This window comes from Siphonobacter sp. BAB-5405, assembly GCF_002872335.1.
In the GTDB taxonomy this organism is placed as follows: domain Bacteria; phylum Bacteroidota; class Bacteroidia; order Cytophagales; family Spirosomataceae; genus Siphonobacter.
On sequence record NZ_NJAG01000015.1, the window covers coordinates 49,074 to 67,500 of the forward strand.

Consider the following 18,427-nt stretch of genomic DNA (forward strand, 5'->3'; position numbering starts at 1 on the left):
TATTAAAAAATATCATTCCCCACATTATATTTAAAGTATAGTCTGAAACTGAGTCGTTTGCTACTTATCTATCCATATAAGAATATGCCTCATACTCTACGTATTGCGACTTTTAACTGTGAAAATTTGTTTAGTCGTCCCAAAATTTTTGAACAGACCCCCGCTAAAGCCAAAGAGTTGCTAGGGTATGTTTCGGAGTTGCAGGAAGCACTTAAAAATGATATTTTTGACAAGTCTCGTATCAAACAACTAGAAAGTAAACTCAAAGGGTTTGCGACAATTAATGATTTGCGTGGTAAGCACGATTCTGCTTCAGTGCTTGGAGCAAAAGATTGACTTGGCGGAGTCGAACTAACTCGAACGGGTTTTTCTGATGCTGCTGTTGAAAATACGGCAAGAGTAATTGCTGATGTAGATGCTGATGTCATTTGCTTAATTGAGGTGGAGGATCGTAACCTACTTCAAAAATTTCATGATGGCTTACTGTACAAGGACTTTTTAGAGCCAGCAAACAAAGCAGAGTACAAATATGTCTATTTGATTGATGGAAATGATCCAAGAGGTATTGATGTAGCGTTTCTTTCACGCCTTCCGGTAACGTCCTTTTGCAGTCACATTCACGAGACAACACTTTATGATGGAAAAACGGTTAAAACATTCTCGCGCGATTGCTTGGAAGTAGAACTTGAGGCTCCAGATCAAAAAGCTTTGCACTTAAAAATCAATCATTTTAAGTCGATGGGCTATAGCTCTCCATCTGATCCCCTGAGCAATAGACGACGTCTGGGGCAAGCTGAACGGGTAGTCGAACTATTGGATAAGCATGACCTTACCAAAGACTATGTCATCGTAGCAGGGGATTTAAACTCGGATCCTTCCAGTGCATCTATGGCTCCTTTAATAAATAAGAATCATCTTTACAATACGCTCTTACAACTTCCTGAAACGCAACGCGGCACTTATGGGACAAGTAAGAAGCAATTAGATTATGTGTTTGTCTCTGAAGCTTTAAAGCACCACCTACAAAACGTTAGGCTTGAGCGGCGAGGAGTATACACAAAGACAAAATGGATTCCTTACCCAACAGTTACTAGCCCTCGCAATCAGACATCTGATCATGCAGCCGTAGTTGCAGAGTTTCTATTACCCTAGAAGTAGTTTCTAACAGTTGAACATACTATGCCATTAACCTACAACTATCGGCTTGTTGTAGTGTTTCCATTGATAAAAGCGACCCGGCAAATAGTTCAACTTGGTATTTACATTGCTGCCGTTTGAACCTCTATGCCTATAACTATACATTCTCCCTCAATTCCTGTGCTTACATAGCGGGGATGGACTACTGTAACGATGCGAGGTAAGTGGTCCAGCAATTGCATAAAAAGAGATTCTAATCCATAGCCTTTCAAGATCACCTGATGAGAGGCAAACTCCAATCGGATCTGGTTCATATCCTGGCCGGGTAAAAACTCAGCGGCAATCAGATAAGCATAATTAAGAATATAACGTCTCCCATCGGGCCAAACTAGACACAGGTTACGGGCGTAGCCGATGGAGTGAAACTCCTCATGATTTGGTACAATCTGCCCCGGCTGTTTGGCTTCTAAACTCGCCGGGTTGTTTTCCCGCATCTGGTCAAAGCGAGTTTTAAATCCGTGGTCCATCGTCTTTACTGATCTGCTTTTGTTTGGGAGCGGGTTGCTTAAGTGGGTCCTTGATCGGTTGTCTTGGCAATTGCTGGCGGATGTTTTGCTCGGCCAGTTGCTGGGCTTGAGGCTGCTTTCTCAACAGCTCTAAAGCAGAAGTGCGATCTCCCACCCGCTTGGCGTAGCCTAATAACGTCTCTTTATCGTCCGTGTAAATGCGAGCCCGATCTCGGCCACGCGAAACTGAAACGTAGAACTGTTTCGAGGTCGTTGCCGGAAACGTTCCAGCGGGCTGCCAGATGAAAACTTCGTCAACGGTTTTCCCTTGCGAGGCATGGCTGGTTACACAATACGCATGAGCAAGGTGGCCAAACTCCTTACCTACCTGATAGCGGGTTTTACCACCTGAACCTAGCAGAGTAATTTGACCGTCTTTCTTGATGGATGCCACCTCCAACAATTGCCCATTATTGAGCCGTTTGTCCTGATCATCAAAACCGTTACGGGTAATACGAATTCTGTCTCCTTTGGAAAGGGCTAAGGGCTTGGATCGATAGATTTCGTAGGAACTGCTTTTGTCGGTCGGTAACACTTGCGTTTCACCCTGACTGTTTTCAATTTTTACGTGATGATCCGTACGCTCCGTGACTCTCCAGCGACTCCCCCGCTGAATGCCCGAAAGATTCTGGTTGAATTGGATGATATTTCCCTCTTCAATGATCGACCAATCTCCTTTTTCAGCTTCGGTTAGATTACGATTCACTAGCCGATTCACAACGACCTCCTTCTTTCCCAAAAGACCTTCTTCCCGCAAGTCCTTACGGATGCTCAACGTTAATTCATCTGCCTGCTGACGGGTAGGAGAAATGACCAGAATGGACTTTTTGTTTTTGATCGCCTGCTTATAGTCCACTAGTAGTTCCTTAGTGGGGTTCAGGGGATCAACCGGTGTAATTGCCCCCAGTCCATCGAGTTTTTTGAAGGCCGATTCAACCATCCCATGGGACAGATCCGTGACGATCGATCGATAATCCTCGTTACGCTGTCGGTAAATTTTAGTTACCTCAGCTGTTTGAATTCGCCCAACGGTATTGAGAATACGTAAGGCGTCCCCGCGAACCACGCTGGAATGTTGACGTGTATCACCACCCAGGATAAGCCGGGCATTTTGCCGGGTCGCTAGTTCCAGCAGAGCGGTCATGTCCTGAGTGCCCAAAAGCCCCGCTTCATCCACCCAAAGAATTTGCCCTGCCAGGGTTTCCTGCCTTTTTTTATCGAGGAGCAATTGCGTGACCGTGTCTGCCTGCTTAAAACCTTCATTTCGTAAGACCCCATGCGAGGCTTCCGATGTGGGAGCGATGACGGTGACCGTCTTGCCCGCAGCTTCCATGTGCTTGACGGCTTCTTGCATTAATGTCGTTTTACCAGAACCAGCTACCCCGCGGATAATGGAAACCCGGTTCGAGGTAGTCAGGACATGTTCGACGGCCTGAGCTTGCTTCCCGTCCAGGGCAAGCTTGGGAGCTTCTAGATACAAGGGTCTGAGTTTGCCCTGACCACTGCGAGCAAGCTTGACCATACGATGTTCCTCGGCAATGACCTGCCGGGTCGTTAGGAGCCTCTGATTCCCATCGTCAATCGCGATGACCCGTGGATCGGCCTGGAGACAGCGATCCACAGCATCGAGTGCAATGGATCGCTGTCCAATGCTCTGCCGGTAGGCACTCGCCAATAGGCGGCGATCAGGCAACACGGAAGCCCGCTCGAATCCGTGGAGCACGGCCTGATCAACGCAATCCTTGGCATGGACGATCTCCCGGATCATCTCCGGTGCGTGCCGGATGATCCGGGCTCCGTCATCCGGGCTCCCTTGCGGGTTTAGCTCCCGGATTTGCCGTCGCCAGTCGGCTTTCAGCTCGTTCATGCCCACACCCGCTTGTTTTTTACTGCGGGTGCGGGCTCCCAGTTCACTAAGCTCGTGGATGTCCGTAATCCCTTTTTCTTTGGCAACCCGGCCAATCTCGTCCGTGCGTTTGGAAAACAGCTTGATGACCTCTTCAGGGACGTTTTCAATTTCAAACGATTGCTCGGTTCGACGAATCTCATACCCCAGATCGATGAGCTGATCTGAAAGATACTTGTGAAATCGGGCCTGGTAGTAGGGCATGTCGCGTTTGATGTCGCCGAATTGGCCTGCTTTGACGCGGCCTTCGGCTTCATCAAACGTGGCGTTGAAGACAAAGCAGTGGGCATGCAAGTGAGGATCCGGAAGATGCCCATTAACAGGCCGGGCGGTCTGGTGAATAAAGTCCGCCCAAATCAGTTCACCGGTGGATCGATCGCTGTATTCACCCTCTTTACGAACGCGGGCTTTGCTATCGGCTTCAATATCAAGCATCGTTTGATGAACACTCGCCTCGAAGGCTTTGAGCAGGTGATCGTCCTTGGCTAGGGCGTGCAGAATCGATAAAGATTTTGGGCTGTGAAAGTTAATATCATACCCCACGCGTCGCTCTTCGTTGGTTCGAGGCGTCAGGGGTTTTCCCGTCGTTGGATTGACATTTTCACACAAGGCAAAGAACAACTCTTTGCTAGCTGGACCCATTAATCCCAATCGTTCGGCCAATTTGCCCCGCACATAACCGTTCATCTCCTGATCATTGATATAATAATCAGCTTTGGAGAGGGCCTGACTGAAATACGATTTGGCGTGGTCAGCGTTGCTGGCCTGAATCATCCGGATCATGGGAGTAAGCTTACCATAGGAGCTTGAAACCAGCTTTTAATTCCATCGGGCCTTAACGACGAAGCAACAGCTTTAATGCCGAGCCGTCGAATAGCCTACCGAATGCCTCAAGCTAAAGAACACAGCGGAAAACAGAAAACCAGTAGGTGAAGTGTCATACGAAAGCCCTGTTTCGCTAAACGAATCAGCTAGTTGATCATTTGCTGACTCACAAGCGATGTTCCACCAGGCAGTATGGCGATCATTAGAGTAGCTTCTATCGTTTTTGTGTTTAACGTCATGGGAGAGCATCTCCTTTCAGGGTATGTCGATCTATGCTGTCAGCGTAGTGCAATCCGGACGGGACGACGCTTATCACTGATTTTTTACGGTGTAAAAAATCATCTGACGACTCCGCTTCGCTCCGGGGAGCTGTCCCGTCTGTTTTGCACTATTTTTCGCTGTCATCATCGACCAACCCTGAAAGGAGATTTACGATGACTACAGAAACCTCAACCGAAAAGAAATACCCAACTCACGCTGTATACTTCCTGACGGACAAAAAGGGCAGTGACCAGAAAGAATGGAACAAAGCCGGTGCTGCCTGGATTCATCTGGACAATGACGGCATGAACCTCTCGCTTCATCTGTTCGGTCAGCAGATCCCGCTGGTTGTACGCAAGGTAAAACCGAAAGAATAGCAGTCTTCTGTTAAAGCTTAATCACTTCGCCGGGCAGGTTCATTTGCCCGGCTTTTTCGTGTCTCTTTCGAATGGAAATGATCCACAAAGACGCCATTTATTCTGCACACTTCACAGCCAGACATGTTGATCCATTGTCCTTCATAGAGCCTTATCAAACGCTTGGTCGAAGATTTATACGAGGACCGCTTACCTGCATGCCTAATCTGTTCGACCACTAGCTGAGCTAGCTGACAAAACGTTAGTCTCTCGCTAGCCCCCACATATGCCCCTTTATTTGCTTTGATATTAAAGACCATAAAACTCAAAGCAGTGTAGCGAAAAGGGTGACCGTGCTCACAGAGTCGTTAATCCCCATCAATCATTTTTGCATCAGACATCTCCCCTTAGCACTGCTAAGGCTAGTCACGAAACATCGACGACCTCATCATCAACCATAAATGAGCTGGCGAGCTCGCGTCGCATGTCGGGATCCGTTGGTCCTCGTCCGTAAAATGGAAACCCCCGCGTTTCATCCATAGGTCGCCCTTCGACGAAAGCTTTCGTGAGCTCTTCGTTACTAATGCGTTCATCAATTTTATCCATAATGAAGTGATCCCCTTGCCGATAAAGAGCTCGGTAACTTAAGCCGTACATCACACTACTAATCATGATAACGGCTCCTATGTACTGAGCTAAGAACCATAAGACGAGACCCACCAAGAAACAGAAGCCTGGTTCAAGGAGTGTTTCAATCGTTCGCCGGTCACCCGAACGACCTCTCCATTTAAACTTTATAAAAAAAGGGTGTGCTTGTCCGGTGGAAAGACTAAAACGAGCAAAGTCAAAAACGGAGGGTAGTCGCTTGATTTCTTCACGTCGCTGGATGGCCATGAAAACAAAAAATCCTAGGAATACGTACCAAGTGCCATACGTCAACAGGAAAAAAACAAATCCATAGTTTGGGATTACATTGCTTGAGATTAAAGCAAATAGTGGAGGAATTAGAGATAAAGCTACCGTGATGGAAAGTGCGGTTGAAAAAGAAAAATAGCGTTCGCCCATATTTCTCCGCAAGAAGACTTCCAGTAACAATCGCGGCCAAGAAGAGAAGAGTAGGATAACAACGAGAATACCTCCTTTCGCGTTCGACGTTCGTTTAAACACACTGCGGTAGTAAAGATTTTTTTTCATAATTAGTTAATGAGGTAGTTAAAGGATACACTTATGAATCTGTAGGCTGGTATTGCTGGTTAAAACGCATCTTCACGTAGTTGACATTTCCGAACACACTGTCACCCTGTCGATGGAGATAGCCTTCCACCCGGAAATCATTGAGGGGACCACCCGTTTTAAGCCGTACAAAGCCTTCCGGTCTAACGACCCGTTCCAGCTTCAGGGATCGTGAATGCGTTTGAGAGAAATTTTGGGCGACCGTTATACTTTCGGAACGATCTTCAAAAAGAGCATCGCCAATGAGTTCCGAAGCATATTTATTGGTTTCAATATCCGCATTAGCATGAAAGATCTTAGTAGCCAATGTTCCTAAAAAACTTTTGACTTTGAACTCAGCCTTCGTTCCACCCATAGAGGCGTAATAGTTGGGCAGGTTTTGCGAAATATAGACGGTAGCAATCCGGCTACTTCGAGCCGTGGCTTGAAAATCGGCATCGTGTTCGTGCATGAAGTTCTGAGCTTCATCCGCCCATAAAAAAACGGGTCGTTCATTCTTTTGCGGATCACGCTGCTCCATGGCTCGTTGCCAGAGGTACTTAAATAGGATCTGGCAGTCCCGCCCCACCTTGTGATAAACCTTTACGGGCAAGTTGAGGAGGATGATTTTACCCGAAAGCGAATCTTCAGGTGTGATGGTAGATTGATCGTACCGACAGAACAGGGAATAGACCGGTTCTCGAAGTAATCGGAAAAGAAATCCTGAAAAAATAAAGTCGATGATGGAGCGAGTCTTATCCGTGAGCGGAATAAAGTTTTCCACAAAGAATTGATCAATATATTTAAAAAGCCGGGCTTGAGGGACAGCATCCAGAAGTGCCATTTCAACCTCTGGCTCCTGTTGTAAGCGTTGCTGCTCAGCAAATGACAAGCCTGTGAACCACTCTTCAGCTAGGGCATTGACTTGGTATTTGGCCCGTTCAAAGGCTTCATGAAAATGCTTGGTACCGCCGTGCTCATCGTCAGTTTTTAAGTCTTCAATGGTCTTGGGTATAGTTTGAACAATGTTATAAAGATCACTAACGGACACATGGCCGTATGCTAATTGACAAAGGTCGATGACATTGAACATGAGCATGTCCAAGGCTGTTTCCCAAAAGGCGTCATCACTTTTACCCGCATCTTTTTCCTCGGCGGCTCGAATGACGGTCTTAAGGACATCGACCAGATTTTCGGTGAGGGAACTGCCACCGCTGGACTTAGCCGACTCATAGCGAAGAAAGTTGAACCGATGCGGGCCGCCAGGTTCCAAAATGACGAGATCACCGCTCCGCCCCGTTTGCTGGCAGTAGTCGATCCAAGATTGTTTTTCATCCGGTTTGACGGTGAGCACCAATCCGCCAAAGCCTGCCCTGAGGTATTTGAGTGCAAGCATTCTACCCGAGCCCGAGGTCTTGCCGGAGCCAATGCCTCCAAAAATTTGTACCCCTTCGACGGCATGGCGAATGGTCCAGTACCCGCGTCCTGCTGACGCGTCCAGCGTCAGGATGGGCTGGTCGAGATCACATACGTACTTCATCGGTTTGGGTGGGCTTACGTAAACGTACTGGAAAGTATTAGTACTGGTGATTAGTATTCGCCGAGGAAAAGATCATGCGGTCAGAACCGACCATACAAAAAAAGAGCCTTAGTCGAACGATAGATCGGTAGAATGGCATGGCGGATAGGTTTATAAAGGGATTATAAATACTCAAAATAATTCCCTTTTTTAATTGCCGCTGAGAAGTCCAAAGCAAAGCCACTTTCCACCAAACGAATACTTCTTTTCTCTTAAAGAAAGCTCTTAAATAAAAACCTATTAACCATCATTCAATAGCTTATTCATTCACAAAAGTGACTTTAATTCAAAACTTTATATAACTAAATAAATTTTAATAAGTATATTTATTTGGCAGTATTCGTGATTTGTAATTATTTGTAATGTCTCTTATCTAGGGTATTTACCCATCCGCTAGTGGTTTATTTTCTACGTTTAATTCTTATTTATGTAGTATTTTCCCTTTGTCCTTACGATAGCTATGGACAATCGGATTCTGCGGTTTTTGCTATCCCCAAAGGAGTTAAGCCCATCATTGGAAAAACAAATTATACCCGCTTACTAGATACTCAATTAGGGTATCGTGAAGCAGTAGCAAAGAAGGACTCGGATCAAATAGGTGAAGTGTGTTATTTGCTTGGTAAACGTTACGTCGCACTCGGCGATTACTTAGCTGCCAATCAGTGGTTTTTCCGAAGCTTACGAATCAGAGAGCCGAAGGGATATTCCGAAGCCGTGGGGAAGGTCTACACCCGGTTATCGGAAAATCATTACATCGCTAATCATTTTAAGGAAGCCAGACTATACGCTCGTCGGGCCTTGATCAACCATCAGCATGTCCATTCGTTGCGAGGCTTGGTATCTTCTCACATGGTTTTATCAGGTGCTTATGAACGTGGCTATGAGTGCTATAAAGAAAAGGATAAACGTAAGGCCGCTATCTACTTAGACAGTGCCTATTACTGTGAAAGAGAGGTCTTAAAATATGCCCGTGCCATGGAACCTTCTAGTGAGCTTGCAAATGTCTATACGATCTTTTCTGCTAGATATAGTAAAAGCGATCCAGTGAGGGCCTTACACTACGCCCATTATGCCCTTGCGGTGTATACCAAGCAGCACGATTACAATGGCATTTTCAATACGCAGTTGAAGTTGGTAACTATTTACACCCGCCAGGGAAAATTTGATCTAGCATTGGCAGCGTTGCAGAAAGCTCAAAAGCTCGCCAAAGAGCATCAACGCTTAGACTTTTTGCACAGTATAGATCTGGAAAGGGTGTCTATGGAGCTCTCCCAAAGCAAAGGACAGTGGAAAGAAGCTTTTCAGCATTTGGAAAAAGTGCATACGTATGAATTAGCCGCTCTTTCAACTGACCGGGATGGATCCTTGGCTCGGTTAGAAATTGAATACGAAACGCAAAAAAAAGAACTTCTCTTACAGTCAAAAAACGATGAATTAGCTCGGCGTAATCAATTCATCGTACTCATATCTATATTGCTTTTATTGACGTTAGTCATCACTGTTGTGTTTTTTCGATTGTTTCAAAAGAATCGCCGCATCAGTCGCTGGAACGCTGGACTCGTCAGCGAGCAAAACCATCGCGTCAAGAATAATCTTCAAGTGGTATCCAGCTTGCTGAGTTTATATCTCAATCGGCTTTCGGATCCAATGGCTAAACAAGCCGTAGAAGAAAGCCAGCTTCGGGTGCAGGCGATGGCCGTGCTGCATCGCAAGCTGTATGATGGAGAGCAACTCGTCAAGGTGAATTTGGCCACGTATATACCTGATCTAGTAGATGGAATCTTACAGACGTACGGCTTTGGAACGCTTCAACCCGTTTACCAGCTTCAACCCATCTGGTTGCACGTCGATCGATCTGTTCCTCTAGGCTTGATGATCAATGAATTAGTCGTCAACGCTTGCAAATACGCGTTTACCGATACGGTAACTCCATCCCTGTCCATTACGTGTAAGCACGAGGGATCATGTGTTTTGCTTACCGTCGCTGATAACGGACCTGGCTTTTCAGAGGATCCTACTACCTCATCCTTTGGTATGTGGCTCATTGCTATCCTAGCCGAACAACTGGATGGAGCGTACGAATTTCATCATCACTCCGGAACTACGTTTTGTTTATCCTTTAATGGCTAAAGCATGGAAGCACTGCGAATCCTTATTTTTGAAGACGAGTTAATGGTAGCTCACGATATCCGTGAGAATTTAATTAGATCCGGCTATGAGGTGAGCGGCATTGCTCGGACGCTTGAAAAGGCCCTGGGTATTTTAGAAAACTCTCCTACCGATATTCTACTAGTAGATATACAGCTCAATGGCCCCTTGGATGGAATAGAGATCGTGGAACGACTTTCAAGTCAGTATTCGATTCCGGTCATTTACCTGACCGCTCACTCCGATATGAAGGTGTTACATCGGGCCAAGCAAACTAATCCATCCGCCTACCTGATCAAACCGTTTCGAATGGCGGAACTACCGCTTCAAATAGAATTGGCCATTCATAACTTTTATCAACACCCGCTTTTGAATCCGACGAAGAAAAGCGATGGATTCCTTTTGTCAGTCGGGGGTATTTTCATCCGGGTCTTCAATCACGAAATTATTTACATTGAAGCGAAAGGACCCGCTTCCCGGTTTCATCTAACGGAAGAGGGGTATCATCGTATTCATCCGCATCGAAAGGTGGAGCTTTACGCAAACCTTGGCTACCTCTTTGAACATCATTTGACTGACAATTTTTATCGTTTGTCCAAATCAGAAGGCATCAACTTGGATCATGTCAACGGAATTGAAGGGGACGAAGTACTATGTAGCGGATATCGTATTGCTATTCCTACGGGTAAACGAAAATCACTGCTTGAACAGTTCTGCATCATCAAAGCTCGGTAGATTTCGTGGTAAGGTTACCGATGGTTCTGCCAAAAAGGAAGAGAAGGGGGCAAAAGTAAGAGGTGCCAATTGATAGGAAAGACCCGTATAGGGTTTAAAGGATTTAAGATTTTTGACCCAAGAAGGAGTTTCTGTGGAAGCCATTAATGCCCTCCAACTAACGGCCTCGTTACGCTCTTCTGCGATATTTTTTTCAAATTGATCTTTATCGCCATCCAACACAGTCTCAAGTAGATAGGTCTCACAGTCCATTCATCACCCCGTAAAATACATAAAGTCTGATTGTAGCTTACCAGAAAAACGTACTATGTCAAGCGTTAAAACCTTTTTTAGCATGGATAACCCAGAAGATCCCTCCAAAGAACACGCATTTCCGGCAGGATTTGAATTTATAGAAGAAATGGCCAAAGAAGCCCGTGAAAAGATTAAAGTACTGGATAAACAACTCGATCGAACCCCTCGCGAGATGGATACTCCTCAGTCCCCTGTACCCAGGTATAATCCTCCCGGATTTTTGAAGCCCGTAAAACCTATAAATCCAGCTCATGTGGTATATGACCTAGAGAAGAAAAAGGAGACTATTGAAGCGGATGTAAACAAACGCGTAGAGCATTTAATTGAAAAGTTTGACCTTGACGATGAGACTGCCAAACAGCTGCGTCAGGCGACGCTACATACGCTTCATCCAAATCCCTTTGAGGGAAAATCAAAGAAGGAGATGGAGATGTTGTCGAAGGTAAAAAAAGATATTAATTATTCTCAGGATTATATGATACAGCGAAAACGAAACTTTCAGCAAGAAGAAAAAGAAAAGCCATCCTTCATACGTGAAGAAGCATCAAAAGAGAAGAAACCATTTTCAATCTCCCTTAGATTTACGCAATCACTTAGCTATACGAAAGTTCAGGAATCTAATTTACCCGGAATACGCCCAAATAATAGTAAGGGTAAAGACCTGCCAGGTAAGTAATAGCTTATTTGGATGGAGGGTCTATATCCCGTTTTTTATCAGGAGGCGACGAACGATTGCCTTTGCTAAGACGATCTTCTTTAAGCCAGGACGGCATTTTCGCTTTGACTTGTTCCGATAGATACTGTTGACGGCCCTCTCGCATGCCTTACAAGCGAGGACTATTTCCTTGAAGGGTCGATAACTTCTCGGCCAGTTCAGGCAAGTGCTGGGCCAGCAGGTAGCTGTCATTGAAGCCTTTGATATAGTCAGGATGGATGGGATATTCTTCCATATTAGAACGTATTGCGAGCATTACTATTCAGATAGTCATCAATGGAATGCCTATCGTATAGAATGATCTTCTTCTGCGGCTGCGAGAATCGAATTTTCCCTTCATCCCGAAGCTTTTGAAGCGTTGTTTTCGATTTGATTCCAAGCAATCTCATGGCTTCGCTGTCATCTACCCAACGACTATTCACTTGGGACGAAGTTTCTCTCAAGCGGGTAACAACTTGATCAACCAGTTCGTAAAAGGCGGCTTCTTCGAGGCAAATAACTTGCATGGGTAAGATTGCTAATGCGATATTCGAACATACAAAATCTCTCGCATCGCAACAAGCATTTGACTAGAGAAGTGCTGGAGTCCTAATTTCTATTAACTTCCTCGATTGAAGTGATTTATAATCTGTAACCCGATTTAATAATCAACGAGGTTAGAAAAAGTAGTGCTTAGTGAGTAACCATAGTTCCTTTAAAATTCTATGGTAAATTCCCAACCTAGATTTTGCAGTTTTTCTTTTACTTGGTTTAGAGAGCTTATTAATGCCTCAAAGGTCGGAGGGTTTTCTTCGTAGATCATTTCCTCCAGCATCTTTTTATAATCATCGGACCAGGCAGGAATTAGCTGATCGGGTGGAATGGGATTCAGCGATTTAGGGTTATGAAGATTATAATCAACATTTCCAACCTTGGAAAAAGTAAATCGGTGCGAAACGATGGTCTGGTAGAGCTCTTGATTTTGTAAAGCTTGATCAGCAATTTCTGTTTGAGAGAGATGATGAACATCGTATAGATGGCGGCTTAGCCGATCAACTCTTATCTTTTCCGGTGGACGATGAAATTCTTCGTGAAGTAGAAATAATTTTTCTAAAAATGTCCGCTCCGCATCAACCGTAGGTATCTCAACAAGTGGAGCCGCGAAATCGCTTTCTGCATAAAGTTCGTCCACTAGTGAACCGAAACGGCAAGGGGTAAACGGTTCACGAAGGGAACGACAACCGATTTCAATTTGCACGCGTGGTTGAACATAGCCAGGTGTTGAAATAATAGGAGGATAATGAACTTCAATGATCCTTGGGTCCTGATCACTATCTGCTGCGGGTACAACTTGCAAAATCGCATCTTCCAATCCGTTTTCTGAGAATCTTTGTTGTAATTCTTCAAAGAAGGGGCCGGTTGTATATTCTCCTGCTGCTTTTCGTAAGGCGGTTCTTTGGCTTTTGGTAAGTTCTCCCTTAAAACCCAGGAAGGCTCGATCTATGGCTAAATCAATATCTTCAGAGAAGCGATGAATGAGCTTCCATGCTTTACTCAGGGAAGTGCCCCCTTTAAATACCAGATGAGGAGCTACCTCCATTTGAAAAATGATGGCCAGGGTTTGAGTGACCCACCAATCTTTTTCTACAGCAAAGGCAGGCATTCCAGTCTGATTGCTGATCGCTTGAAAAATGGCTTCCTTGTCAGAAGCAGGAAGCTGGTAAAAAGGATTGGAGGTCATCTTATAAAGCCTTTTTCATTATTTTTTGAATCCATACTGGAGCTAAAGCAATATCATGCACTAAATCGGCAAAGCTTTCCTTTTTAAGCAATGCTATGATTTTTTTCTCTTCTTGCTCACTAACCTTCCCATTGCCTAGCTCTTTTAAGGCCTGAATCACCAGTCGGCTAGTTTTTCCTTTAGCAAGCAAGTTCTTAGGAGTCGTTTTTTTTAACTTAATGGTTCGCTTGCCCACTTTGATTTCGCGTGGAGAACCGTCCGTGAGTAAGACTACCTTCATCGGAATCTGGGTACTTAGCCCCAAGGCATTCAAGGCATAAGTCCCACTGGGAACGGTTCTAATTTTATCGCGTTTGGCAATGGCTTCAGCCACTTCTTCCGCAGACGGTAATACGGAGCCGATGAGTTTGTTTTGCTTTGGTCTTACGTAGATTCCTTGAGCAACCCGAACAAGTAGCTTTTTGTCTTCTAGCCGATCTAGTGCTTTTCTCACCGCTTCAGAGGAACCATAACTAGCAAAATCCTCTGGAAAGAGGAGCACTCCCCTCTGTTTGGACTTAATACTTTTTTCTATCTGTTTTTCAACGATTTGCATATTTATATAACCTATATTTCTGTCACAAATTTAGTAATAATTTGTGACAGAAATATATCTATCATATGTCACAAATTTTGTCAAGATATGTGACGAAATCTTGTGTACATTAAGGAATTTGGAGCTTATCAGAGAGAGAAAGGTATTTTAAGCAATGTAAAAGTGCATTTAGTAAGAAATTGGCAACTGCTCTTACATGATCCAAGTACTATCGAAAGCAGATGGGTAACAGAAGCATATAATCTTCTATGCTTTCAGATAAGGTAAGGCAAATGACAGTTTGTATACTAGAAATCAACCAAAGGTTCTAATTCTGTCAATTGAGAAAGCCTTGTCATTTCGACTTATCTTATTTAATGAAGGCTTCAAGGAAAAGTCGTTTATCTTAATTATACTTGGAATATATGTACGCAAGAAAATTGAGAAAGCAGAAAACTGAATGGAAGCTAAGTTTCGATTTATCTTTCAGTGAAGAGGAAAACACTCAAATGAAAAGAAAATAGTCAGTTGAAATAAAAAATATTTTCCTTGTGCAAATCTTGTGCAAATAAAAAAGCACTTACAAGTTTTATCTCGTAAGTGCTTGATTACTAGGCTCCCGAAGCTGGGCTCGAACCAGCGACCCTCTGATTAACAGTCAGATGCTCTAACCGACTGAGCTATTCGGGACTGCGTTGAAAGCGAGTGCAAAACTAAGGCATCAGACAGCCTAACGCAAGTATTTTGTGAAAAAAATTTAATTAAATGTTCCGCGAGCGTGGGTGTACTGGTCGTACTGCTCCTGGTATTTTCTTCTAAACTCCAGAGGATCACTGATTCGCGTGAAAACCTGACTCGTCTCCCCCGTGCCGTGAATAGATACCGTTCCGAAGCCGAACATACGACCCCAGACGCTTTGTTCTACCTGAATACTTTCCACTTTGTTCAGGTTTAGCTCAATCGTATCCCGGGAAATAAAGCCGGTTTTGATTACAAGCCGTTTGTTGGTAATCACAAATTCGTCGGACGAACGCTTGATCCAGGCCGCGATGGTAAGCGTAAACAGCGAAGCCCAGGTAAAGAAAATGGTCCAGTGGTAATTGGTTTCAAAAATGACCTGCTCGTCTTTGATCAGGTGATTGTTTACATAGCTACCCATAGTATTCTGTTGTTTTCTGTAATGAGGATGTTTGCCCTACAAAAGTAGAGGGGAATGCTTCTGGTTCAGTACGTTGCCTAAAAATCTAGTGCTAGAACGGTACGTACACGACTTTCTTGGTCTCAAAAAACGCTTCCGTGAAATAATCGGACAGCTCATAAACCGTCGTTTTCTTTCCCAGTTCCTGAAGTTCCTCGGTTAAGTCACCGCCTTTCAGGTATAAAATTCCGTTTTTAAGGTCGTTGAACTGGTTCTTATGGACTTTCGTCTTCACCCAGCCGTAGAAGGGCGTCAGTCGCGTTACAGCCCGGCTCACGATAAAATCGTACGCCGCCGCAGGTACCAGTTCCGCCCGTTTTTGCTCCGCCCGCAGATTGGTCATCCCAACGGCCTTGGACACTTCTTCCACCACGCGGATTTTCTTCCCAATACTGTCCACCAGATGAAATTGCGAGTCGGGGAACAGAATCGCCAGCGGAACACCCGGAAAACCGCCTCCCGTACCTACGTCCAGAATCTCGGTCATGGGCTTAAACTGCATTACCTTCGCAATGCCCAGCGAATGCAAAATATGCCGTTCGTAGAGGTTATCCACATCCTGCCGGGATACGACGTTGATCTGCTCGTTCCAGAACCGATACAGTTCGCCCAGTTGCCCAAATTGTTCTTCCTGCCGGGGCGTTAGGTCAGGAAAGTATTTTTTTATGATTTCCATGAGATTAATAATCAGAATATAGAACGTAAAATAAGTCAGGGCCTAGCCTAAATTCGGTCTTCTGCTCATTTCCAGGTAATTTTCTTCTTGAAAAAAGTAGATACAAAGCCCATTCCAAGTAGATACCACGTCAGCAGGCCGTCCATAACTGGAATCATACCGGAGCTAAGCCGGCCTCCGAGTGTCTGGTTTGCCCGGCCCCAGAGGTACCAGACTCCCAGCGTACGCAAAGCAAAGATACCACCCGTCCAGGCCATCATTTCGGTATTTCGCTCCCATAGGAAATAAACGAAATTTCCCAGAAATAATACCCAGCAGGCCAGGTGCGAAAACGCCAGCAAACCCAGCAGGAACTGATCCCGTCGTTTGTAATGCCCGCCTACCGATACATGCCGCCGTTTCTGGTGAAACCACGCCGACCAGCTTTGCTTGGGAATCGAGTACGTAAAACTATCGGCATGCAGGCATACGGCCGTGTTGGAAGCCGTTGCCGCTTTGTTGATGAATAAATCATCATCGCCCCCTAGTACGTTCAAAAAACCATCAAAGCCCTTATGTTTCAGAAAGAGCGATTTTCGGTACAACAGATTCCGGCCTACCCCCATGTACGGAAGTCCCGCCAGAGCGAAGGAAACGTATTGCAGGGCCGTATAAAAGGTTTCAAACTGAATGAACGTATTCAAAAATCCCGGCTCCCGCTGATACGGCGAAAAACCCAGTACAATTTCTTTGTCCGGACTTAGTTGCGAAACCATGTGTTGGATCCACTGTGGGGAAGCCGGACGGCAATCCGCATCTGTCAGCAGAATGAGATCGTGCGTAGCCGCCTGTATGCCCCGTGTAAGGGCGTATTTCTTCGAGGCAATGTGAGCGGGGGTCTGGTCAATGTGAATCACCCGCAGACGTTCGTAAGCCTCACATTCGAGCTTTAGAAAAGGAAAGGTCCCATCCTCGGACTTGTCGTTGACAATAATGACCTCAAACGTTTCGTATTGCTGGGCATGCAGGATCGGAATCAGTTCCCGTAGATTCTCCAGTTCATTCCAGGCACAAACGACCACCGAAACGCCGGGAAGGCTTTCAGAGATAGCATTTGGTACCGTATAAAAGGCCGTTTTCGAAAAAATCAGCAGGTACAACAACTGAATTCCGACGGCAATACCCAAAAGAATGAAAGCAATCACGGGAGGGTGTCTGTCAAAGCGGCCGCAAAAATAAGCGTTTCTTACGGAATTCGTAAGAAACTAGGGTGGCCCCCTGATTGTTAGTACCTTTGCGTTTTTTTAGGAAGAAGCATATGCAGTTTGAAGTCATAAAACAGGATCAAAAGGCTCGGGCCGGAACGATCCAGACCGATCACGGTACGATTGAAACCCCGATTTTTATGCCCGTAGGTACGGTGGCCAGTGTGAAGGCGGTGCATCAACGGGAACTAAAGGAAGACATTAAGGCTGAGATCATTCTGGGCAATACGTACCACCTCTACCTGCGGCCCGGCTTGGAGGTACTGGAACAGGCGGGCGGTTTGCATAAATTCAACGGCTGGGATCGGCCCATCCTGACGGATTCGGGTGGTTTTCAGGTCTACTCGCTGGCAGGTACGGGACGCAAGATTGACGAAGCGGGTGTGAAATTCAAATCGCACATCGACGGTTCTACGCACGTCTTTACGCCCGAAGGCGTCATGGACATTCAGCGGGCCATCGGGGCCGACTTCGTGATGGCCTTTGACGAGTGTACGCCCTACCCCTGCGATTACGGGTACGCCCGCCGCTCGATGGAACTGACGCACCGCTGGCTGCAACGCTGCTGCGATCGCTTCGATACGACGGAGCCGAAATATGGGCATTCACAGGCCCTTTTCCCAATTGTTCAGGGTAGTACGTATCCGGACTTACGGCGGCAATCGGCGGAATTTATTGCTTCGCTGGGCCGGGAAGGAAACGCCATCGGCGGCCTTTCGGTGGGTGAACCCGCCGAGGATATGTACGAAATGACCGACCTGGTTTGCTCCATTCTGCCGCAGGACAAACCCCGCTACCTGATGGGCGTGGGTACGCCAGCGAACATCCTCGAAAGTATTGCTCTGGGTATCGATATGATGGACTGCGTACTCCCCACTCGCAACGCCCGGCACGGCATTTTGTACACGACGCAGGGAATTATCAACATCAAAAACGAGAAGTGGCGGAAAGATTTTAGTCCCATCGATGAAGGACTGGGTGGATATACCAGCACGTTTTATTCCAAAGCGTACCTGCGACATTTATTTAAATCCGACGAATTGCTGGGACCACAAATTGCGAGTGTGCATAATCTTACCTTTTATTTGTGGCTGGTGAAAGAAGCCCGCCAGCAAATTTTAAACGGTACGTATCTGCCCTGGAAAAACCAGATGGTAGAACAGATCATGCGGCGTTTGTAAGGGTGAATCTTTTCCCCGAAACGAAACAGGAAGGAAGCATTCGTCGTATATCTGCTAACGTCTGTCTCCTTTCTGTAAAACGGTTGAGCAACGGAATTAA

The 18,427-nt window shown here is 45.6% G+C and carries 17 protein-coding genes, 1 tRNA gene and 1 pseudogene; 7 read left to right on the plus strand and 12 right to left on the minus strand.

Annotation, left to right across the window (positions count from 1 at the left end):
• Positions 1 to 84: 84 nt before the first annotated feature.
• A complete protein-coding gene (locus BWI97_RS13960) occupies positions 85 to 336 on the plus strand; it encodes a hypothetical protein (RefSeq protein WP_102201413.1) in 252 nt (83 codons plus the stop codon).
• A 57-nt stretch (positions 337 to 393) separates the two neighbouring features.
• Positions 394 to 1,152 (plus strand): annotated as a pseudogene (locus BWI97_RS13965) (endonuclease/exonuclease/phosphatase family protein); the annotation flags it as partial.
• A gap of 107 nt (positions 1,153 to 1,259) precedes the next feature.
• Here BWI97_RS13965 and BWI97_RS13970 read toward each other — a convergent pair.
• Complete coding sequence (locus BWI97_RS13970; protein WP_102201415.1) at positions 1,260 to 1,664, minus strand: hypothetical protein; 405 nt, start codon at positions 1,662 to 1,664, stop codon at positions 1,260 to 1,262.
• On the minus strand, positions 1,648 to 4,392 hold the full coding sequence (gene mobF, locus BWI97_RS13975; RefSeq protein ID WP_233207853.1) for a MobF family relaxase: 2,745 nt from the start codon (positions 4,390 to 4,392) through the stop codon (positions 1,648 to 1,650). Before mobF ends, BWI97_RS13970 begins: the two co-directional genes overlap by 17 nt.
• A gap of 476 nt (positions 4,393 to 4,868) precedes the next feature.
• Here mobF and BWI97_RS13980 point away from each other — a divergent pair, with 476 nt between their 5' ends.
• Positions 4,869 to 5,072, plus strand: coding sequence for a hypothetical protein (locus tag BWI97_RS13980; RefSeq protein ID WP_102201416.1), 204 nt, complete (start codon positions 4,869 to 4,871; stop codon positions 5,070 to 5,072).
• A 405-nt stretch (positions 5,073 to 5,477) separates the two neighbouring features.
• On the opposite strand, the gene BWI97_RS13985 is transcribed toward BWI97_RS13980, so the two are convergent.
• Positions 5,478 to 6,245, minus strand: a complete 768-nt coding sequence (locus BWI97_RS13985; RefSeq protein WP_102201417.1) for a hypothetical protein — start codon at positions 6,243 to 6,245, stop codon at positions 5,478 to 5,480.
• Between the two features lie 31 nt (positions 6,246 to 6,276).
• Complete coding sequence (locus BWI97_RS13990) at positions 6,277 to 7,803, minus strand: type IV secretory system conjugative DNA transfer family protein (protein ID WP_102201418.1); 1,527 nt, start codon at positions 7,801 to 7,803, stop codon at positions 6,277 to 6,279.
• A 435-nt stretch (positions 7,804 to 8,238) separates the two neighbouring features.
• On the opposite strand from BWI97_RS13990, the gene BWI97_RS13995 reads away from it, so the two are divergent.
• The 3 genes from BWI97_RS13995 (at position 8,239) to BWI97_RS14005 (ending at position 11,695) form a co-directional block, all read left to right on the plus strand.
• Complete coding sequence (locus BWI97_RS13995) at positions 8,239 to 9,972, plus strand: sensor histidine kinase (protein WP_102201419.1); 1,734 nt, start codon at positions 8,239 to 8,241, stop codon at positions 9,970 to 9,972.
• Between the two features lie 3 nt (positions 9,973 to 9,975).
• Positions 9,976 to 10,725 (plus strand): response regulator, encoded by a 750-nt coding sequence (locus BWI97_RS14000; RefSeq protein WP_102201420.1) that lies wholly within the window; start codon positions 9,976 to 9,978, stop codon positions 10,723 to 10,725.
• Positions 10,726 to 11,059: 334 nt separating this feature from the next.
• On the plus strand, positions 11,060 to 11,695 hold the full coding sequence (locus BWI97_RS14005) for a hypothetical protein (RefSeq protein ID WP_102201421.1): 636 nt from the start codon (positions 11,060 to 11,062) through the stop codon (positions 11,693 to 11,695).
• A 148-nt stretch (positions 11,696 to 11,843) separates the two neighbouring features.
• Here the strand turns inward: BWI97_RS14005 and BWI97_RS28915 are convergent, their stop codons facing one another.
• The 8 genes from BWI97_RS28915 to BWI97_RS14040 form a co-directional block, all read right to left on the minus strand.
• Positions 11,844 to 11,969, minus strand: a complete 126-nt coding sequence (locus tag BWI97_RS28915; protein ID WP_255402861.1) for a hypothetical protein — start codon at positions 11,967 to 11,969, stop codon at positions 11,844 to 11,846.
• A 1-nt stretch (position 11,970) separates the two neighbouring features.
• A complete protein-coding gene (locus tag BWI97_RS14010; protein ID WP_102201422.1) occupies positions 11,971 to 12,240 on the minus strand; it encodes a helix-turn-helix domain-containing protein in 270 nt (89 codons plus the stop codon).
• Between the two features lie 188 nt (positions 12,241 to 12,428).
• Entirely contained in the window at positions 12,429 to 13,454 is a 1,026-nt protein-coding gene (locus tag BWI97_RS14015) for a nucleotidyl transferase AbiEii/AbiGii toxin family protein (protein ID WP_102201423.1), read from the minus strand.
• 1 nt (position 13,455) lies between these two features.
• A complete protein-coding gene (locus BWI97_RS14020) occupies positions 13,456 to 14,049 on the minus strand; it encodes a DUF6088 family protein (RefSeq protein WP_102201424.1) in 594 nt (197 codons plus the stop codon).
• A gap of 595 nt (positions 14,050 to 14,644) precedes the next feature.
• A tRNA-Asn gene (locus tag BWI97_RS14025) sits at positions 14,645 to 14,718 on the minus strand.
• A gap of 67 nt (positions 14,719 to 14,785) precedes the next feature.
• Positions 14,786 to 15,187 carry a PH domain-containing protein gene (locus BWI97_RS14030; protein WP_094811133.1) on the minus strand — a complete coding sequence of 134 codons (402 nt, stop codon included), beginning with the start codon at positions 15,185 to 15,187 and terminating at the stop codon, positions 14,786 to 14,788.
• A 91-nt stretch (positions 15,188 to 15,278) separates the two neighbouring features.
• Complete coding sequence (rsmG, locus tag BWI97_RS14035) at positions 15,279 to 15,902, minus strand: 16S rRNA (guanine(527)-N(7))-methyltransferase RsmG (protein ID WP_102201425.1); 624 nt, start codon at positions 15,900 to 15,902, stop codon at positions 15,279 to 15,281.
• A 65-nt stretch (positions 15,903 to 15,967) separates the two neighbouring features.
• The gene (locus BWI97_RS14040; protein ID WP_102201426.1) at positions 15,968 to 17,086 is read right to left on the minus strand and encodes a glycosyltransferase; all 1,119 of its coding nucleotides are present in this window, start codon (positions 17,084 to 17,086) and stop codon (positions 15,968 to 15,970) included.
• 113 nt (positions 17,087 to 17,199) lie between these two features.
• Between BWI97_RS14040 and tgt the strand changes: the two genes are divergently transcribed.
• Positions 17,200 to 18,327, plus strand: a complete 1,128-nt coding sequence (tgt, locus tag BWI97_RS14045; protein WP_102201427.1) for a tRNA guanosine(34) transglycosylase Tgt — start codon at positions 17,200 to 17,202, stop codon at positions 18,325 to 18,327.
• Positions 18,328 to 18,427: the final 100 nt, after the last annotated feature.